Origin of the sequence: Arcicella sp. LKC2W (assembly GCF_034931005.1) — a bacterium.
Taxonomy (GTDB): domain Bacteria; phylum Bacteroidota; class Bacteroidia; order Cytophagales; family Spirosomataceae; genus Arcicella.
The window spans coordinates 1-17,617 of the sequence record NZ_JAYGIN010000001.1; the positions used below are offsets into that span (position 1 = coordinate 1).

13 protein-coding genes are annotated in these 17,617 nt (G+C 35.3%); 5 read left to right on the plus strand and 8 right to left on the minus strand.

Features of this window, described 5'->3' with window-relative positions:
- Nucleotides 1-465: 465 nt before the first annotated feature.
- Nucleotides 466-1,884 (minus strand): MBL fold metallo-hydrolase, encoded by a 1,419-nt coding sequence (locus VB796_RS00005; protein WP_323344451.1) that lies wholly within the window; start codon nt 1,882-1,884, stop codon nt 466-468.
- Nucleotides 1,885-1,934: 50 nt separating this feature from the next.
- Nucleotides 1,935-2,237 carry a metalloregulator ArsR/SmtB family transcription factor gene (locus VB796_RS00010; protein ID WP_323344452.1) on the minus strand — a complete coding sequence of 101 codons (303 nt, stop codon included), beginning with the start codon at nt 2,235-2,237 and terminating at the stop codon, nt 1,935-1,937.
- Between the two features lie 230 nt (nt 2,238-2,467).
- On the opposite strand from VB796_RS00010, the gene VB796_RS00015 reads away from it, so the two are divergent.
- A complete protein-coding gene (locus VB796_RS00015) occupies nt 2,468-3,106 on the plus strand; it encodes a DUF1275 family protein (RefSeq protein WP_323344453.1) in 639 nt (212 codons plus the stop codon).
- Here the strand turns inward: VB796_RS00015 and VB796_RS00020 are convergent.
- The 6 genes from VB796_RS00020 to VB796_RS00045 all read right to left on the minus strand — a co-directional run bounded on the left by VB796_RS00020 (nt 3,103) and on the right by VB796_RS00045 (nt 10,222).
- Nucleotides 3,103-4,476, minus strand: a complete 1,374-nt coding sequence (locus tag VB796_RS00020) for a nucleotide pyrophosphatase/phosphodiesterase family protein (protein ID WP_323344454.1) — start codon at nt 4,474-4,476, stop codon at nt 3,103-3,105. The genes VB796_RS00015 and VB796_RS00020 overlap by 4 nt on opposite strands.
- Nucleotides 4,477-4,632: 156 nt before the next feature.
- A complete protein-coding gene (gene eboE, locus VB796_RS00025; RefSeq protein WP_323344455.1) occupies nt 4,633-5,832 on the minus strand; it encodes a metabolite traffic protein EboE in 1,200 nt (399 codons plus the stop codon).
- 157 nt (nt 5,833-5,989) lie between these two features.
- Complete coding sequence (locus VB796_RS00030; RefSeq protein WP_323344456.1) at nt 5,990-7,132, minus strand: 3-dehydroquinate synthase; 1,143 nt, start codon at nt 7,130-7,132, stop codon at nt 5,990-5,992.
- A gap of 112 nt (nt 7,133-7,244) precedes the next feature.
- On the minus strand, nt 7,245-8,120 hold the full coding sequence (gene eboC / locus VB796_RS00035; RefSeq protein ID WP_323344457.1) for a UbiA-like protein EboC: 876 nt from the start codon (nt 8,118-8,120) through the stop codon (nt 7,245-7,247).
- A gap of 11 nt (nt 8,121-8,131) precedes the next feature.
- Nucleotides 8,132-9,151, minus strand: coding sequence for a TatD family hydrolase (locus tag VB796_RS00040; protein WP_323344458.1), 1,020 nt, complete (start codon nt 9,149-9,151; stop codon nt 8,132-8,134).
- A 246-nt stretch (nt 9,152-9,397) separates the two neighbouring features.
- Nucleotides 9,398-10,222, minus strand: a complete 825-nt coding sequence (locus VB796_RS00045; RefSeq protein ID WP_323344459.1) for an EboA domain-containing protein — start codon at nt 10,220-10,222, stop codon at nt 9,398-9,400.
- Nucleotides 10,223-10,406: 184 nt separating this feature from the next.
- On the opposite strand from VB796_RS00045, the gene VB796_RS00050 reads away from it, so the two are divergent.
- The 4 genes from VB796_RS00050 (at nt 10,407) to VB796_RS00065 (ending at nt 17,495) form a co-directional block, all read left to right on the plus strand.
- Nucleotides 10,407-12,617 (plus strand): alpha-galactosidase, encoded by a 2,211-nt coding sequence (locus VB796_RS00050; RefSeq protein WP_323344460.1) that lies wholly within the window; start codon nt 10,407-10,409, stop codon nt 12,615-12,617.
- A gap of 171 nt (nt 12,618-12,788) precedes the next feature.
- Entirely contained in the window at nt 12,789-13,199 is a 411-nt protein-coding gene (locus tag VB796_RS00055) for a hypothetical protein (RefSeq protein WP_323344461.1), read from the plus strand.
- A gap of 89 nt (nt 13,200-13,288) precedes the next feature.
- Nucleotides 13,289-15,301 carry an OmpA family protein gene (locus VB796_RS00060; RefSeq protein ID WP_323344462.1) on the plus strand — a complete coding sequence of 671 codons (2,013 nt, stop codon included), beginning with the start codon at nt 13,289-13,291 and terminating at the stop codon, nt 15,299-15,301.
- 166 nt (nt 15,302-15,467) lie between these two features.
- Nucleotides 15,468-17,495 (plus strand): OmpA family protein, encoded by a 2,028-nt coding sequence (locus tag VB796_RS00065; RefSeq protein ID WP_323344463.1) that lies wholly within the window; start codon nt 15,468-15,470, stop codon nt 17,493-17,495.
- Nucleotides 17,496-17,617 lie beyond the last annotated feature (122 nt).

Here is a 17,617-nt window from a genome sequence, read left to right on the forward strand (position 1 = left end):
CTGCCGTTTGAATTCTTCGCTGAAATAGCGAATAAATTTTTGCCCAGTGTTCTTGGTTTTGTCCATCTTTTGATACGTTTTAAGTTCAAAATTTGGTCAACTTATTTCAGGACGGGACATTGGGTAATTGGTTAATTGGCTATTGGTTAATTGGGTATTGGGGTATAATTCACTGAGTATTTTCATTCAACTGTGTCAAGTATTTTTAAAAGTGGTCTTATTGCCTTGAAATAAGCATTTTTGAAACCAAAAGTAGAAATTGACATAGTTTGATGAAAAGACCCAATTCACTATTCACTATCCACTATCCACTATCCACTATCCACTATTCTCTATTCACTATACTCTATTCACTATTCTCTATCCACTATTCTCTATCCACTATTCTCTATCCTCTATTCTCTATTCACTATCCTCTATTCTCTATTCACTATCCTCTATTCTCTATTCTCTATCCACTATTCTCTATTTCATTTTAGATTGACAAACAAAATCGGTTTTGGGAATATCAGTTTTGGCAATTTGAGCAAAACCGCCCGTGATATCAACAATATTATCAAATCCTCTTGCTTTCAAAATTGAACACGCAATCATCGAACGATAACCACCCGCACAGTGAATATAATTGGTATCAGTTTTTGAAAATTCAACCATATTTTTACTCAAATTTGCCAATGGAATATTCATAGATTCTTCAATGTGTTCCGCCATATATTCGGTTGGTTTACGGACATCTTTTACGACTAATTTACCTTCCGCTTTTTTAAATTTTTCAGCAAATTCCTCCGCAGAAATTGATTGAATAGTGTCTGTTTCCTTTCCAGATGCTTGCCAAGTGGCAAAACCACCATCCAAATATCCAATAATATTATCATAACCAACTCTTGATAAACGAGTAATAGCTTCGTTCAAATTGTCATCTTCAACAATTAATAAAAGCGGTTGTTTGATATCCGTCACCAAAGTTCCAACCCAAGGTGCAAAATCTCCAGAAACACCAATATTGATTGAATTTGGAACAAATCCTTCTTTGAAAAAATCCGCTTTTCGGGTATCAATAATCAAAGCACCAGTTTCATTAGCAGCGGCTTCAAAGGCATCAACTGATAACGGTTGAGCGGCATTCATGATAATTGATAAGTCTTTCGCTCCCGATTTATTCATCATTACATTTTGTGGGAAATAATACGGAGGAGGTACTAATTCTAAGCCGTCGGTTACTTCTTTTATAAATTCCTCACGAGTCATATTGGCTCTTAGAGCGTAATTAAACATTTTCTGATTTCCCAAAGTATCATAAGTTTCCTTACTCATATTTTTTCCACAAGCCGAACCAGCACCATGTGCAGGATAAACCAATACGTCATTGGCGAGTGTCATAACTTTATTACGAAGTGAATCAAATAAATAACCTGCTAAATCATAAATGGTCAAATCAGATTTTTGTGCTAAATCTGGGCGACCAACATCTCCAATAAAAAGCGTATCGCCTGAGAACAAAGCATAATCTTTTCCATCTTCATCAATTAATAAAAAACACGAAGATTCCATTGTATGCCCTGGTGTATGCAAAACTTTAATTTTTATTTTCCCTACTTCCAAAACTTGTCCGTCCGTAGCAATAATTGCCTCGAAACTTGGTTTTGCGGTCGGTCCAAAAACAATTGGAGCATCCGTTTTCTTTGATAATTCAACGTGACCAGATACAAAATCAGCGTGGAAGTGCGTTTCAAAAATATATTTAATTTTAGAGCCTTGTCGTTCAGCTTTGTCCAAATACGGTTGCACTTCACGCAGTGGATCAATAATAACACTCTCCCCTTCTGATTCAATATAATACGCTCCTTGAGCTAAACAACCTGTATAAATTTGTTCGATTACCATCGTATATTTTTGTTAATGATTTAATATTTTAGACTCTTTGATTTTTATGCTTACATCGTGCAATTACAATCTTCAATACATTTTATCAATTTGATTACTTCTTTTTCTTTTAACCAGTAATAAACATTTAATCCATCTCTGGTTGAACCTAAAATCCCTTTCAATTTTAAATTTATTAAGTGATGAGACATTAAAGATTGTTCACAATTTAAAGCGTTACAAATCTCCAATACGCCCATTTTTTCGTTGAGATTTAATAACTCAAGAATGGCAAGTCGAACTGGATGAGCGACTGCTTTTAAAATATAAGCCGCCTTGTTTAAGCGTTCTTGACTAATTTCTGTGGTAGCCATTTTTAGGTTGTTTTAAATAATTAAACAAATATATGACAATATTTTCATATATAACTAAACAGTTATATGTCAAGTTCCATGAAATTAAAAAAACAAGACATAAAAATTTCAAAAATGGCTCTGGGGATTAAATTAAGGCACTTTAAAGAAAATAATTTTTATATGAAAATATTATCATATATTTGTATTTCTAAAAATTAAGAGGAGTATTATAAAGATTTTCAGAATTCATGACTACCAAACAAACATATTTTGCAGCTTTATTTTTTTCATTTGTACCTGGTATTATTAATATATTGGGACTTAAATTGTGCGGAGTTGTTTTAACAAATGTTACAGGACATTACAGTGGTTTAGTTCAGCAAATTGAAATGGCAACGTGGCATGATGCTTTGAGAATTTCATCATACATTTCCATTTATTGGTTAGGCTCTGTATTTTCTTCTACGTGTTTTATCATAGGAAATAAAAAAGGCAACCCAATTTTAAAAGCAATACCAACACTGACAAATTTGTGTATAATGCTCCTCACCATAAACTTAGGTACAATTCCGATTTCGATGTTTTTTTTAGCAACAAGTGTACAAAATTCATTCGGGGCAAATCATAGTAAAAATGAAATTAGACCTTCGCAGATAACTGGAGTAGTGATGGCTTCGGGATTAGATTTTGCTAAATATTTCTTTTCGGATGCCACAAAAGCAATAAAGAAGACGATTATGTCTTCTTTCATTACTAAAACCTTAAATATTTTGGGATTTGTTTTGGGAGGGATAACGGCTTATTATTTTACAACCGTTTATATTTTATGGATTCCTGTTATTTTTTACTCGGTTGTTTCTTATTTGATAATCAAGCAAAAAATTTAATTTTTACCAAAAACAGACTTCCAAATTACCTCATAAACATCTGTCGCTTGAATATCGCTCTCCCCTATTTTTTCATCCGAAATTAGTATTGGATAATATTCTCTTGATGCTAAAGTTCCTCCGTGCGAGCCTTTTATCAAAGTTGCATCCAATGGAATAACGTCCATTAAATATCTAAAACCTAACAACTTACGAGCTAATTTGTATCCTGCACGCAGTTTAATCAATGGATTTTTAGGATTCATAAACATCTCAACGGGGTCGTAACCTGGTTTTCTGTGAATGTCCACCAACCTCGCATAATCAGGTGCTTTTGCATCGTCAAACCAATAATAATACGTAAACCAAGAATCTGCTTCTGCCATAACCACTAAATCGCCTGAACGTTCATGATTGAGATTATATTCTTTCTTACCGTCTTCATCTAAGACCAACGCAATCCCTTCAGTATTTTCTAAAATAGCTTTAACTCGCTCTTTTTCAGACAAATCATTGAAATAAACATGGGCAATTTGATGGTCGGCGGTTGCAAATGCTTTTGAAATCCCTGCATCTAAAAGCTCCAATCCTTTTTCAACACGGACAGAAATCAACCCATTTTCACGCAAAATTCTATTAATATGAATAGGACGATTTACGTTATTGATTCCGTATTCCGACAATAAAATTATCTTGGCATTTTTACTTTTGTAGTACGTTACTAAATCCTCAACCAATTTATCAACTTCACCTAATTCCTTACTGATTTTTAAAAAATCTACGCCAAATTTCTGTAAACAGTAATCTAAATGAGGTAAATAAATAAGCGACAACGTTGGGTCTTCGACTTTGTCAACCCAAATAGAAGCATCAGCAATCCATTTTGATGATTTTATATTAGCATTGGGTCCCCAAAAACTAAACAGTGGAAAAGTACCTAATTCAGCTTGTAATTTATCCCTTAATTCGGGTGGATACGAATAACAATCAGGTGCTTTTACACCATCAGCGTGATATTGTGGACGTGGCGTTACGCTAAAATCAGCCGAAGAATACATATTATACCACCAAAACATTTTGGAACACGTAAATTTTGAATTCTGTTTTTTGCCAGCTTCCCAAATTTTTTCGGCTTTTACCAATTTATTAGATTGCTTCCAAAATTTTACTTCACTTTCATCACGGTCATACCAACCATTACCCACAATTCCGTGAGTATCAGCGTTTTTACCCGTTACATAACAACTTTGAGCAGTTGTGGTAACGGCAGGAAAAACGGGCTTGATATGCGTTAAATGATGTTCTTCGAGGTATTTTTTTATAAAAGGCGTATGTTCACCAATGACACTGGTGCTTAGCCCGACAATATCTATTACTACTGTTTTTTGCATGATGTTGATGAGTGTAACACAGACTTTAGTCTGTAAGTTAAATCGTATTTCAGACTAAAGTTTGGGTTACTTTAAAATACTCTGTACCCAAGCGATTTCACGAATAATTGATTTATCTGTATGTTAACTTTATTACGTTCCAGACTAAAGTCTGGGTTACTTTAAAATACGCTGTACCCAAGCAATTTCACGAATAATTGACTCATTTAAAGGCACTTGTACTTCAGAAGGTAAAACACCCCAAGTATAAGTTTCTATTTCTAAATGATTGGTAAAAGGCTTTGTTTTTTGAATGGCTAAGGTTTTGATAATTTCCGATTGCGTTGAACTCAATAATCCATAAGTTTCCAAGAACAAAGGCACATGAAAATGTACTCGCCATTGGTTATATTTTCCATCTTCAAAACCATCAATGGCTTGTTTTAAATCTGGGAATTTGTCAAATTTCCCATCTGTACGAAGTGCCACTACCTGATGCAAATACGTTGGTTCGTCGTATTGAGCAATTGCTTGTAATTTTGCCGCTGCATCACTTGTAAAATCAACTTTAATCGCCGAGCTAATTTGTATTTTTCCAACTTTTATACCTAAGGCATTCAATTGGTCAATGGCAGGTTGTGGTTCTTCATAACTCACGCCAAAATGACAAATATCATAGCATAATTGAATGTGCGTACGAATAATATCAATAGCTTTTTCTGCTGAAATGGACTTTTGAGCAAAATGTTCAATAGCCATTGGAATCAAGGTATTTTGATACCAATCAATAAATTCCATCGAATTTTCTAAGATTCCATCGGGTTCTGGCTCAATATCAAGATGAAGAATTTTGCCTGTGTCTTTTGAAATCAAAAGCAATTCATCCACAACTGTAAGCATATTTTTCGTAGCTTTCTCAATTGCCTCAGTCAAAACAGTTTCATTTTTCCACCAAAAACGATACGACAATGGAGAAGTGGAAATTCCACCTTCTGTCAAATGATTTGGTAGTAATTTCGACAACAAATGAAACATTCTGATGGTATAGGCTACACGCTCATCGCTCGTCCAATCTGGAGCATGAACTTGGTCTTTCACAACCACATCATGAAATCCACCGTAAGGAAACCCATTCATCGTGAAAATGTAACAGTCATTTTCCTTCAGCCAAGATTGTAAAATTTGTAGATTTCTTGGGTCAAATAAATCAATACTTGCCAAATTTGCCAACCTCAAACCAATGCCCATTGGAGCATCAGGGGAAACTTTCGCCTTGATACTTGGGATATTTTCTTGCAAAACGGCAAAATGATTTTGCCAGTCTTCACCAGTATGAATGTTGCTACAATACGTTAAATGTCCAAAAGGAGTTTGCATGGTTTATAATGAACCCTTCCGAGGGTTTATAATATTATTTCAAGGGATATTTTCAAAAAAACGTACCATAATTGACTTGGGCAAACTTCCCGAAAGTTTTAAAACTTTCGGGAAGTTCAGCGTCGAATGATACTTTTAATCTTAAAATTTCCCTAAACTACGAAATTTTCAAAACATCAACCGACTGTTTCATTAATTCAAAGTCGATTTCGTGAACTTCTACGCCTTTTCCAAGGGCGGATAAAAGGGTTATCGTCAATTCTCCACCTAAATGTTCTTGAAATTCTTGAAGCCCTTTCCAAAGATTTATTTTATCGTTTTCGGCTAAAGCTGGATGATAAATATCAAAACCTAAAGTCTTCAATAAAGTGATAATTCGAGCGAGTTCTTCGGCAGAAATTTGTCCTTTTAAATGCGAATAAACAGAATCAAGAGCAATTCCGATAGCTACGGCTTCTCCGTGACGAATCTCAAAATTGGTTAAATATTCTAATTTATGAGCCGCCCAGTGACCAAAATCCAACGGTCGGGCAGAACCTAATTCAAAGGGGTCACCGCTCGAAATATGTTGAACGTGCAATTCGGCACTTCTGAAAATTTGATGAAACATAACCGCTTCATCACGTTTTGCCATTGCCTCTGCATTCGTTTCCAACCACTCAAAAAAAGCTAAATCTTTAATGAGAGCTACCTTTATTGCTTCTGAAATACCAGAACGCCAATCTCTGTCACTTAACGTTCTCAAGAAATTTGCATCATTAAATACCGCAATTGGTGGAGCAAATGTGCCAAGAAAGTTCTTTTTCCCGAAGAAATTAACACCATTTTTCACGCCAACACCTGAATCATTTTGTGACAAAACCGTACTTGGAATTCGGATATGTTTTACGCCACGATGAGCAATTGCAGAAGCATAACCTGTAACATCTAAAAATGCTCCCCCACCAATGGCAGCCACAAACGAATGTCGGTCAATACGGTGTTTATCAATGGCTTGTAAAATAGCATCTAAAACTTGGGGGTCATTTTTAACTTTTTCGCCACCTTCAAATACTAAAATTTCTGAAACTAACGTGATTGATTCTTGATTGGCGAAATAGTTTTTAATGGCATCAGGCAAATAAGCGTTAGTTTTAGCTACTCCTGCATCTATTAAAAACAATATTTTTTTGCGGAAAGTGGTACTTCCAAAATCTTTCAAAAAGTTGATAAAAATCTCATTTTCAAGTGAAAACATATTTTCCGTAAAAATTACATTATACGTAAATGGTACTTGAAATGATTGTTGTATTTGAGTCATTGTTGAATTTTATATTAGGGATTAGTGTTTAGTTGTTCAATTTAGGTAACACAGGAATTTTTCCTGTGAATTGAACAAAATGCTTACAGGAAGGATTCCTGTGCTACACATATTAAGTTACCGCAAAAATTTTTGCAATTTTTACGGACAAAGGTAGTAATAACAAAACCGCAATTGCCACAGGAAAGTTGCCTGATACACTCACCCAAGCGGCATCCATCACGATAAGGGCAAGCACACCAGCTTTTACGGCTTTACCTATATTAGGCCCAATAGGATTTTGAATTGCCGTAATTAAAGGTTTGAAAATGAGATATATGTGTAAAATCACAAAAGGAAGAGCAATCAAAACATTTCCAAAATGATAAGACAAGGCGATTTGAGAAATACTGACAATCACATATAAAATTCCTGCGAAATATAGAATTGATTTACTTCCACCGTGAACCTCTCCTCTACTAATCATAGTGATGGCAGCAATATATAAAACAGGAACAATCCCAATCCACCACCAATCTTGTAATGATGACACCATTACACTCATACCTAAAAGAAGATTTCCACCCCGACATAAACCCATGTTGATTGGGCCCAAAAAAGCATGATGTTTTCCAACTTTATCATAAACTAAGGCTAAAACAGCTATGATAAGGGCAATTATCATACTTTCAAAACTAACTAAAAAAGCACAAAAAATCCCTAAAACTAACAAAATACTACCCAAAAGTGTCGCATTTTGTTTAGAAACTTTCCCACTCGGAATAGCTCTTTCTGGACGTTCCACCGCATCTAATTCCGCATCAAAAACATCATTAAAAACAACGCCTCCACCATATAACCCAACTGTTGAAAGACTTAATAAAAGTATCGTTTGTATGGATAAACTATCAGTCGAAAACACAAATTTTGCAATTGAAAGACCTGCCATAATATCCGCAATAGCCGTAATCAAATTGGCTGGTCGCATCAGTTGTAAGTAATATTTCATTTTTAAATTTCTTATCGAATCACAATCGCATCTTTGTCGATTCTTGGTTGCTGTCCTCCTCTTAAAATAGTATTTCCGTTAAATTTTTGTGTTTGGTCAATCACCACAGATTCTTCAAAATCGGCTACATTAATTTGTCCACTTTGAGCAAAAGCATCAATGGCATTTTGGTAAGTAACCAAACGAATATCTTCATCAGCAATACCTTTAATTTTCATCAAAGCCGCTGTTTTTGGAATTGCTAAAGGGTCACTAATGCCCCAATCTGCCGCTGAATTAATCATTATTCTTTCCGAACCGTAGTGTTTTACCACTTCTACCATGCGTTCATTGCCCATTTTAGTAAAAGGGTAAATTGTAAATGCCGCATAAAAACCTTGGTCAAGCACCGACTTTACGGTTTCTTCATTGTTATGGTCGATAATAACCATTTTAGGGTCAATTCCGTGTTCCAAAGCAATCGCCATACTACGTTCAGTCCCTTTCTTTTTATCACGATGTGGCGTGTGAACTTGCACAGGTAAATTCATTTCTTTGGCTAATTCTAACTGCAAACGGTAGTATTTTTCTTCAGCAGCCGTTTGGTCGTCAAAACCGATTTCGCCAACACCCACAACGCCTTCTTTCATCAAATACAAAGGCAAAATTTCCATTACCTGTTCTGCCAAAGCTTCATTATTTGCTTCACGAGAATTGAGTCCGATGGTGCAATAGTGCTTGATACCAAATTGCGAAGAACGGAAACGCTCCCAACCCACCAAACTACTGTAATAGTCTTTGAAAGTAGCCAAACCTGTACGGGGCTGACCCAACCAAAACGCAGGTTCAATAATTGCCACAACGCCAGCATCTGCCAAAGCCTGATAATCGTCGGTAGTACGGGAAGTCATGTGGATATGCGGGTCAAAAAACTTCATGCCCGCTATTAAATCCTTGTAATTACTAAATTCTGTATTGGAAGAAATTATATTGGCTTGCGATTCCTCAAAATGTGAAGGATTCTGCTTTATTTCATCTTTATTAAGACACATTGTAATGATTATTTTATTTTAAAAGAAATAGCAATTTGCGAATAGCGAACATTTCAACAAAAAGCATTTCATGATTATTTAAACCTCCGTAGATTTCTACCAAACACGTTTTAATGAAAGGTCAAAGATGATATTTTTTGTAATGATTCATGACCTTATTTGTGGTATATTTCGTTAGTTTGAAGTGTTATTTTTCAGTTACAACGCCGACAGAGTGTTGAACCCTGTCGGCGTTAATATTTGAAACTACTCATAACAAATGGCTGATTGATTTTCTAAATATTCCCAAGTCAACATTTCTGAATTTATGGATAATGGATATTTATTCAGTAAAATTTCGGCTTCCGAATTATCGGTTTCAGAACATACCAATGTTGCCGCAATTTGGTTTTGAAGGTCATTTGAAAGAAATAAAACTTCTAAATCCTTAATAATTGCGTCCGTTAAAAAATGGGTTACCAAACGCCAAACCTGAGCGGGAATTTTTCTACCAGCCGCCCAACGCTCGTGAGCAAAATCCGATAATGTATCCGCTAAATGTTGATTAGCTCTTGAATGCAAGCCAACAATTTGATGTATTGGTTTTTCATTAAAAATGCACTTCAAAACCAATTGATTCCACGCTAATTCTGAGAAATATTTTACAGGATAATCATTTCCAAAAGCAATTGAATCAAAAATATCTCCGACATTTGAACGTACAGCATCAGTTGCTCTCAAAAGCCATTTTTCAGGATTCTGAAACAAGGGCAATGCTGAATAAAGGGCAATAGATTCGTTGATTTCAGCAGTATCGAAAAGCGTATTTATTTGTTCTTCAAAACCATCAGGATTGATATTTTCTAATTTTAGCAACAAATAAACCCTCACTAAACGGTCTAATGTCCAGTTTTTTGTTTGATTATTGTCTAACTCAAAACTAATCGGTCGTTTGCCAATAAATCTTGGCGTTGCCACAAAAGCTAATTGGGCAGATTTTGCGTTTATTGTTTTCTCTTCAAGCCATACAAGTTCTTTTTCGATGGCATTTTCGTGTATAATTTCAAATATTTTATCTAAAGTCGCTACCATTATTCATTAATTCTTGATATTTCTTCAAAGATAAAGCCAAGACCGCAATTTATCTTTATTAAACTAAATGACTTTTCTCATTAACAATTTTGTCATTTTGAATCAATGAATTTATTGAAAACAGATAATGATTGAGAATAAAATTGGTAATTTCGGAAATCCAAGGACACTCAAAATCAAAACTATGTTCAAAAAACCCCAACTCTTTATTTTATTAATTGTCGCAACTTGTTCCAATTATTTAGTACAAGCCCAACAAATGGTTACTATTCCCATCGAAACTGCGAAGAATTCTTTAGTCCTACAAACTGATAAGGATAATCGTTTAGGAATTGTTCATTTTGGCAAAAAATTAATCAAAACGGCAGATAATGCTATCATTGCTCAAGAATTTCGTTACAACGACTCAAATGCAGGAATTTACAATTCGCCATACACGCCAAGCGGAACTTGGAGTTTAGTAGAGCCAGCGATTCAGATAACTCATGCCGACGGAAATAACTCCTTAGAATTAAAATATGTAAGTCATCAAACCGTAAAAATTGATGATAACGTTACGCAAACGAATATTTTACTGAAAGACCCTGCTTATCCTGTCGAAGTAACGCTTTGCTATAAAGTTTATGCCAAAGAAAATGTAATTGAGCAGTGGAGTTTGATAAAACACCAAGAAAAAAAGAACATTTTGATGCAAAAATATGCTTCGGCAAATATGTATTTCTCGGCTGACAATTACGTTTTGCATCACTATCACGGAGGTTGGGGCGAAGAAATGAAACCTGAAGAAACGCTTTTGACCGCAGGAATTAAAACCTTAGATTCAAAATTAGGAACAAGAGCTAATTTATTCCAACCGCCTACTTTTATGTTATCGTTCGACCGCCAAGCTACTGAAGATGAGGGCAAAGTGATGTTGGGAACGTTAGCTTGGTCGGGGAATTTCAAGATTGATTTTGAGATGGATTCGTACCATAATCTCCGAGTTTTAGCAGGAATTAATCCACACGCTTCCGAATATTCCCTTGCTCCCAATCAAGAATTTAAAACGCCGTCATTTATTTCAACGTTTTCAGAAAATGGAAAAGGTGAAGCCAGCAGAAATATGCATAATTGGGCAAGGAAATATCGTATTTTAGACGGCGAAGGTTCAAGATTAACACTTTTGAATAACTGGGAAGCCACTTATTTTGATTTTGACGAACAAAAATTAACGGGATTATTCAAAGATGGTAAAAAATTAGGCGTTGATTTATTTTTATTGGATGATGGTTGGTTTGCCAACAAATACCCAAGAAATGGTGATGTAGCAGGATTGGGCGATTGGCAAGAAAACCGCAAAAAATTACCAAATGGCATTGGCTACTTAATGAAAGAAGCAACCAAGGCAGGAATAAAATTCGGGATTTGGGTTGAACCAGAAATGGTAAATCCAAAATCAGAATTGTACGAACAACACAAAGATTGGGTGATTCGTGAACCTGAGCGACCAGAACATTATTTCAGAAATCAATTACCGCTTGATTTATCAAATCCAGAAGTACAAGATTTTGTATTTGGCGTTTTGGATAATTTATTTACCAAAAATCCTGATTTGGCTTTCATCAAATGGGATTGTAATGCAGTAACTTATAATGCTCACTCCATGTATTTACTAAAACAAGGTTTGCCACAAACGCATTTATACGTTGAATATGTGAAGGGTTTATACAAAGTTTTGGAAAGAATCAGAGCCAAATTTCCAAAAGTACCAATGATGCTTTGCTCAGGCGGAGGCGGACGAGTTGACTATGAAGCCTTAAAATACTTTACCGAATTTTGGTTGAGCGATAATACAGACCCTTTGGAAAGAGTTTTTATTCAGTGGGAAAACTCGTACTTCTACCCTGCCATCGCTCACTGTAATCACATAACGGATTGGAGTAAAGTTGGTTTAAAATACAGAACAGATGTGGCAATGATGGGCAAAATGGGTTATGATATTGTGGTAAGTCAATTGACGGAGAAAGAGCTTAAATTTAGTCAAAAAGCTTTGGAAAATTATAAAAGAATTAATCCTGTTATCTGGAAAGGCGACCTATACAGATTACAAAACCCTTGGGATAAGCCCTTTGCTTCTTTGGTATTTAGCAACGAAAACCAAGACCATGCAGTCATGTTCAACTACTTGACTACCAACAGATTTGACACAGGTTATAATCCAACTCCAATCAAATTGAAAGGGTTATCGCCCAATAAAAAATACAGCGTTAAAGAAATCAATTTATTTCCTGGAACAACTTCATCTTTAAAGTCAGATTTAGTTTATTCGGGTGATTATTTGATGAATATTGGTATTAATCCAGAATTGAGCGGACGCAGAAGTAGTGTGATTTTAGAATTGAATGAAGTGAAATAGAATACTTGTCTGAACTATGATTTTGGGGATTTAATGATAATAGGGTTTTTAAAAGGCAATCTTAAAATCAGCGAATCAAACAAATCATAGTTCAGATTAAATATTTGACAGATTAGTATTTTATCTTTAATTTTATAAATCCTACGAAAATCTTTAACGCTTTATCAAATTATGCAACTTTCGCTCGTTTCTGAAATGCCCGAATTAGAAAAGAAAATCTTTTTGGATATTTACGCCAAAGTGTATTTTGACACTCGTAGAAACCGCCCAAGACTAAAAACACTCGAAGGACAAACGATTCCTTGCGATTTAAAAATCGGTTGTCCCGCAAAAATGATTTCAGAGTTTCCAGAAGGAACAATTTATAAATTAGATGCACGTTTAATTCAGAAAAATGGTCGTCGTCCGTATTTCTTGACCATCAATAAAAATAAAGTACAACGTGCCATTGAGTTTTTTGACCATAATTTACAGATTCAAAAAGGATTAAAATTAGAGCAGAAAGCCAAGAAAATCAAGTTTGAAAAAATCAAGAAAGTTAAAGAACCTAACAAGGTTTTAGAAGAAATTTCGTTTTTCTGAGTTTGTTAATGTTTATGTATTCATGGGAATCTGTCTATGGGTAAATACGCAACACTAACTCACTTATAATAAACGCATTACCCTGCAATATGAGATTCACCATAGCCCTTTTTATATTATTTTTTTCCTTACAAACAACCGCTCAAAAAACCTTCTGGGCAAGCCGTGTTATTGCCTTCTCTTCTGAATACGCCGACGCAAATACTACCAAAGAAAATAAAGCATTTCAAGCATTAGGAAAGCCAAACAAACTCCCACAATTTGGTGCAAGTGTATGTGCATGGCAACCCATGACACAAGAAAGTCCATTAGAAGAATTTTTAATCGTCGGTTTTGACACCCTAATGCCCATCAAACAAGTTGCCATTGCCGAAAATTTTGGACAAGGTTGCATTATAAGAATTGAAGCATTTGACGAATTTGATAATCTAAAAACGCTTTGGACAAACAAAAATACTCCTACAACGGAAGTTGGCAGAATGGCAAATTTGATTTTATCAAAACCTACGCCATTTAGAGTTAGAGGTATCAAGATTGTCTTAAATACTAACAGAGTGAAAGGTTGGAATCAAATTGATGCCATTGCCATTTCTCAATCTGAAACGCCAATTAAAGCTGGCATCAACTTAGCCAAAAATCTTCCCGCAGAAATTATCAAAGAAAATTTGGGTGAAAACGTTAATTCCGCTTATCGAGAAATTGCCCCTGTTATATCTCCTGATGGCAAAACCCTTTATTATACTCGTTGGAAGCATCCTGAGAATTTGGGGCAAGGAAAAAATCAAGACGTTTGGTTTTCTGAAATTCAAAAAGATGGCAAATGGGGTTTGGCAAAACCAATGGGCGAACCCATCAATAATACCGAACATAACGCAATTTGTGCTATTTCTCCCGATGGAAAAACGATTCTTTTAAATAATGTTTATCTCAGAGACGGTTCAATGGCAAAAGGTGTTTCAATGTCCACCAAAACACCAACAGGCTGGGCATTTCCAAAGCCAATCAACATTAAAAATTTTAGGAATAAATCAGAATACGCTGAATATAGTTTTTCACCAAACGGAAGAATATTAATTCTGACAGGTCAGTTTAGTGAGACTCAAGGCGGAAAAGATATTTATGTTTCATTCTTACAAGCCGATGGAACGTGGTCTGAACCTAAAAATTTAGGCAAAAAAATCAATACAGCTGAAGAAGAAAGCACGCCCTTTGTGGCTGCGGACGGCAAAACGCTATATTTTTCTACAAAGGGATTGAGCGGTTATGGCAATAATGATATTTTCTTGAGCAGAAGATTAGACGACACTTGGCTAAATTGGTCTGAACCCGAAAACTTAGGTTCGATAATCAATACTCCTGAATGGGATGGATACTTTTCAATCTCTGCCATTGGCGATTATGCCTTCTTTAGTTCTCAAGAAAACGCCATTGGCGAAGAAGATATTTTTAAATTAAGAGTTCCAGAATCTATCAAACCTAATGCGGTAGTTCAAGTGACTGGTGGAGTTTATAATATGGTCGATAAAAAACCAATTTCTGCCCGAATTAATGTTCAGTCCTTGACCGACAAAGATACTGTTTGTGTAACTTATGACCCACTTACGGGCGACTATAAAATGATGCTTCCTTCAAAACAGAGTTATACCATTTCTGCATCTAAAAAAGGGTTTATGGCAGTTTCTGAGCCTTTAGATTTCTCAAAAGACAATAGTTTTAAAGAAGTCAAAAAGAATATTTATTTGCTTCCGATTGAAGCAGGACAGAAAATGACGCTCAATAGTGTATTTTTTGCTCAAAGTAAGGCGGAAATTTTAGATAATTCATTCCCAGAATTAGACAGAATCATTAAAGTGATGGAAGAAAATCCAACGATGGAAATCATGTTGGAAGGACATACAGATAATCAAGGCGACTGGAACGAAAACTTACAATTATCCAAGCAAAGAGTTGAAGAAGTAAGAAAATATTTAGCAGCAGGTGGTATCAATATTAAAAGAGTACAGACACAAGGGTATGGCTCTACCAGACCAATTTCAAGTAACAATTCAGAGGAAAAAAGAAGATTAAATAGACGTGTTGAAGTAACAATTGTCAAGAATTAATCACTGATTTTTGGTAAAACCACGAAAGTTCAAGAGACAGAAATAGAGCAAATTATAGCGTATTCTTAACAATCTCTCATCAAATGCCTAAATACCAATTAACATTCTTTTCGTAAAACGGTATCATTTTTGTAATTGAGAAATTAACCTTATTTCCATGTTATCAATGTTCAAAAAATCCGCCGCCTTTTTGTTCTTCTTTCAGCTTGTTATTATTCCAACATTTTCCCAAAAAGTTTGTTGGGCAAGTAAAGTATTAGAATTTTCTTCAGAAAGAGTTATACCATTTCAAACAACAGAATACAAAGCCATTCAAGCATTAGGAAAACCTAATGTTCTCCCCAATATTACTGAAAGTACCGCCGCTTGGCAACCCTCACAACCTGATAGTCCAAGTGTGGAATATATCACCGTTGGTTTTGACACACTCATGCCTATCCGACAAGTTGCCGTTGCTGAGAATTTTGGACAAGGTTGTATTAATAAAATTTTAGCGATTGATTCCAAAAGTACAGTTCATATACTTTATCAAGCCCCCGAAAATCAAATTAATGAAGTGAAGGATAAAGGTAAAATGCTTAATATTATTCTTCCAGAAATGACTTCGTACAGCATTTCAGCTATTAAATTGATTCTTAATACTGAAAAAATTAAAGGGCCTAATCAAATTGATGCCATTGGTATTTCAGATTCTACTGAACCCATCAAAGCGGTTATTAGAGTGGCAGCCGATGCCCCAAAGGAAGTTTACCGAGAGAATTTAGGAAAAGGAGTTAATTCAAGACATCAAGAATTTGCTCCTGTGATTTCCAGTGATGGGAAAACGCTTTTCTATACTCGTAACTACTTGAGTATGTTTGGCAAAGAAAAAGACCAAGATGTTTGGTTTAGTGTGCAGGACAAAGCTGGCAATTGGATAAAATCAAAAAATATAGGCTATCCAATCAATAACCAAGATAAAAATGCGGTTTTTGCCGTTTCTGCCGATGGACGTGAGATTTTACTCATGAACAAATATAATAAAGACGGAAAATTATCACCAGGAATTTCTCGCTCATTTCGTACACGTGGAGGTTGGGCATATCCAGAAGAAATAAAAATTGACAATTATTACAACCAAAGTCCAAATGCAGAATATGCCTTATCACCTGATGGAATGGTGATGGTTATGTCGATTCAACGAAAAAATACGGTTGGTAAAAGAGATTTATACGTTTCATTCAAGAAGGATGGTACAAATTGGACAGAACCAATTAGCATGGGCAGACAAATTAACACCGTTGAACACGAAGTGACACCATTTATTGCGGCAGATGGAAAAACACTTTACTTTTCAACTCGTGGGTTTCCAGGTTATGGAGATAATGACATTTTCAAAACACAACGTTTGGACGATACTTGGCAATATTGGACAGAACCTGAAAATCTTGGTTCAGCCATAAATACGCCCAATTGGGACGGTTATTTTACACTTCCCGCATCGGGCGAATACGCATATATTTGCTCAATAAATGCAGCAAAAAAAGAAGACATTTACAAATTAGAATTGCCAAAAACTGCCAAACCAGAACCTGTCGCTATTATTTCGGGAGATATTTTGACCACAACGGATAAAAAACCTGTCGAGGCAGTCCTGACAATGACTCCTCAAAATGATAAATTAAAACCAGAAGTTAAAAAATACGACCCAGCCACAGGTTCATTTAGTTTCGTGGTTCCACTCAAAGAGGTTTATAATTTTGTTCCTTACGCAAAAGGTTATTTAGCCATTAGCGAATTGGTGGATTTATCAAAGGAAATATCTTACCGAGAAATCAAAAAAGACTTTTATTTGATGCCTTTGGAAGTTGGAAATAAAGGCATTTTGAACAGTTTTACCTTTGAACAAGGCGAATCACACCTACAAGCACCTGCCTTAAAAGATTTGGATAGAATTGCTCAAGCCATGAATGATTTCCCAACTTTGGAGATACTTTTTGAAGGACATACCGATAATCAAGGCGACTTTCAATTAAACTTAAAATTATCAGAAGAAAGAGTTGAAGAAGTTAAAAACTATCTGATTTCTAAGGGTATAGCTTCTGAGAGAGTGACGACCAAAGGTTGGGGACAAACTCGTCCAATTGCCAGCAATGCTACCGAAGAACGTCGTCGATTAAACCGTCGTGTTGAGTTTACAATTACGAAAAAATAGACCGTTTAATATTTTCAAATCAGATTCAGTCGGGTTAAATCGTGCTACATTAATAAAAATCAGCTATTTTTGTACTCGAATTACGTTTTTTTACATTTCAAAAGAAGACGAACCCATCTCTG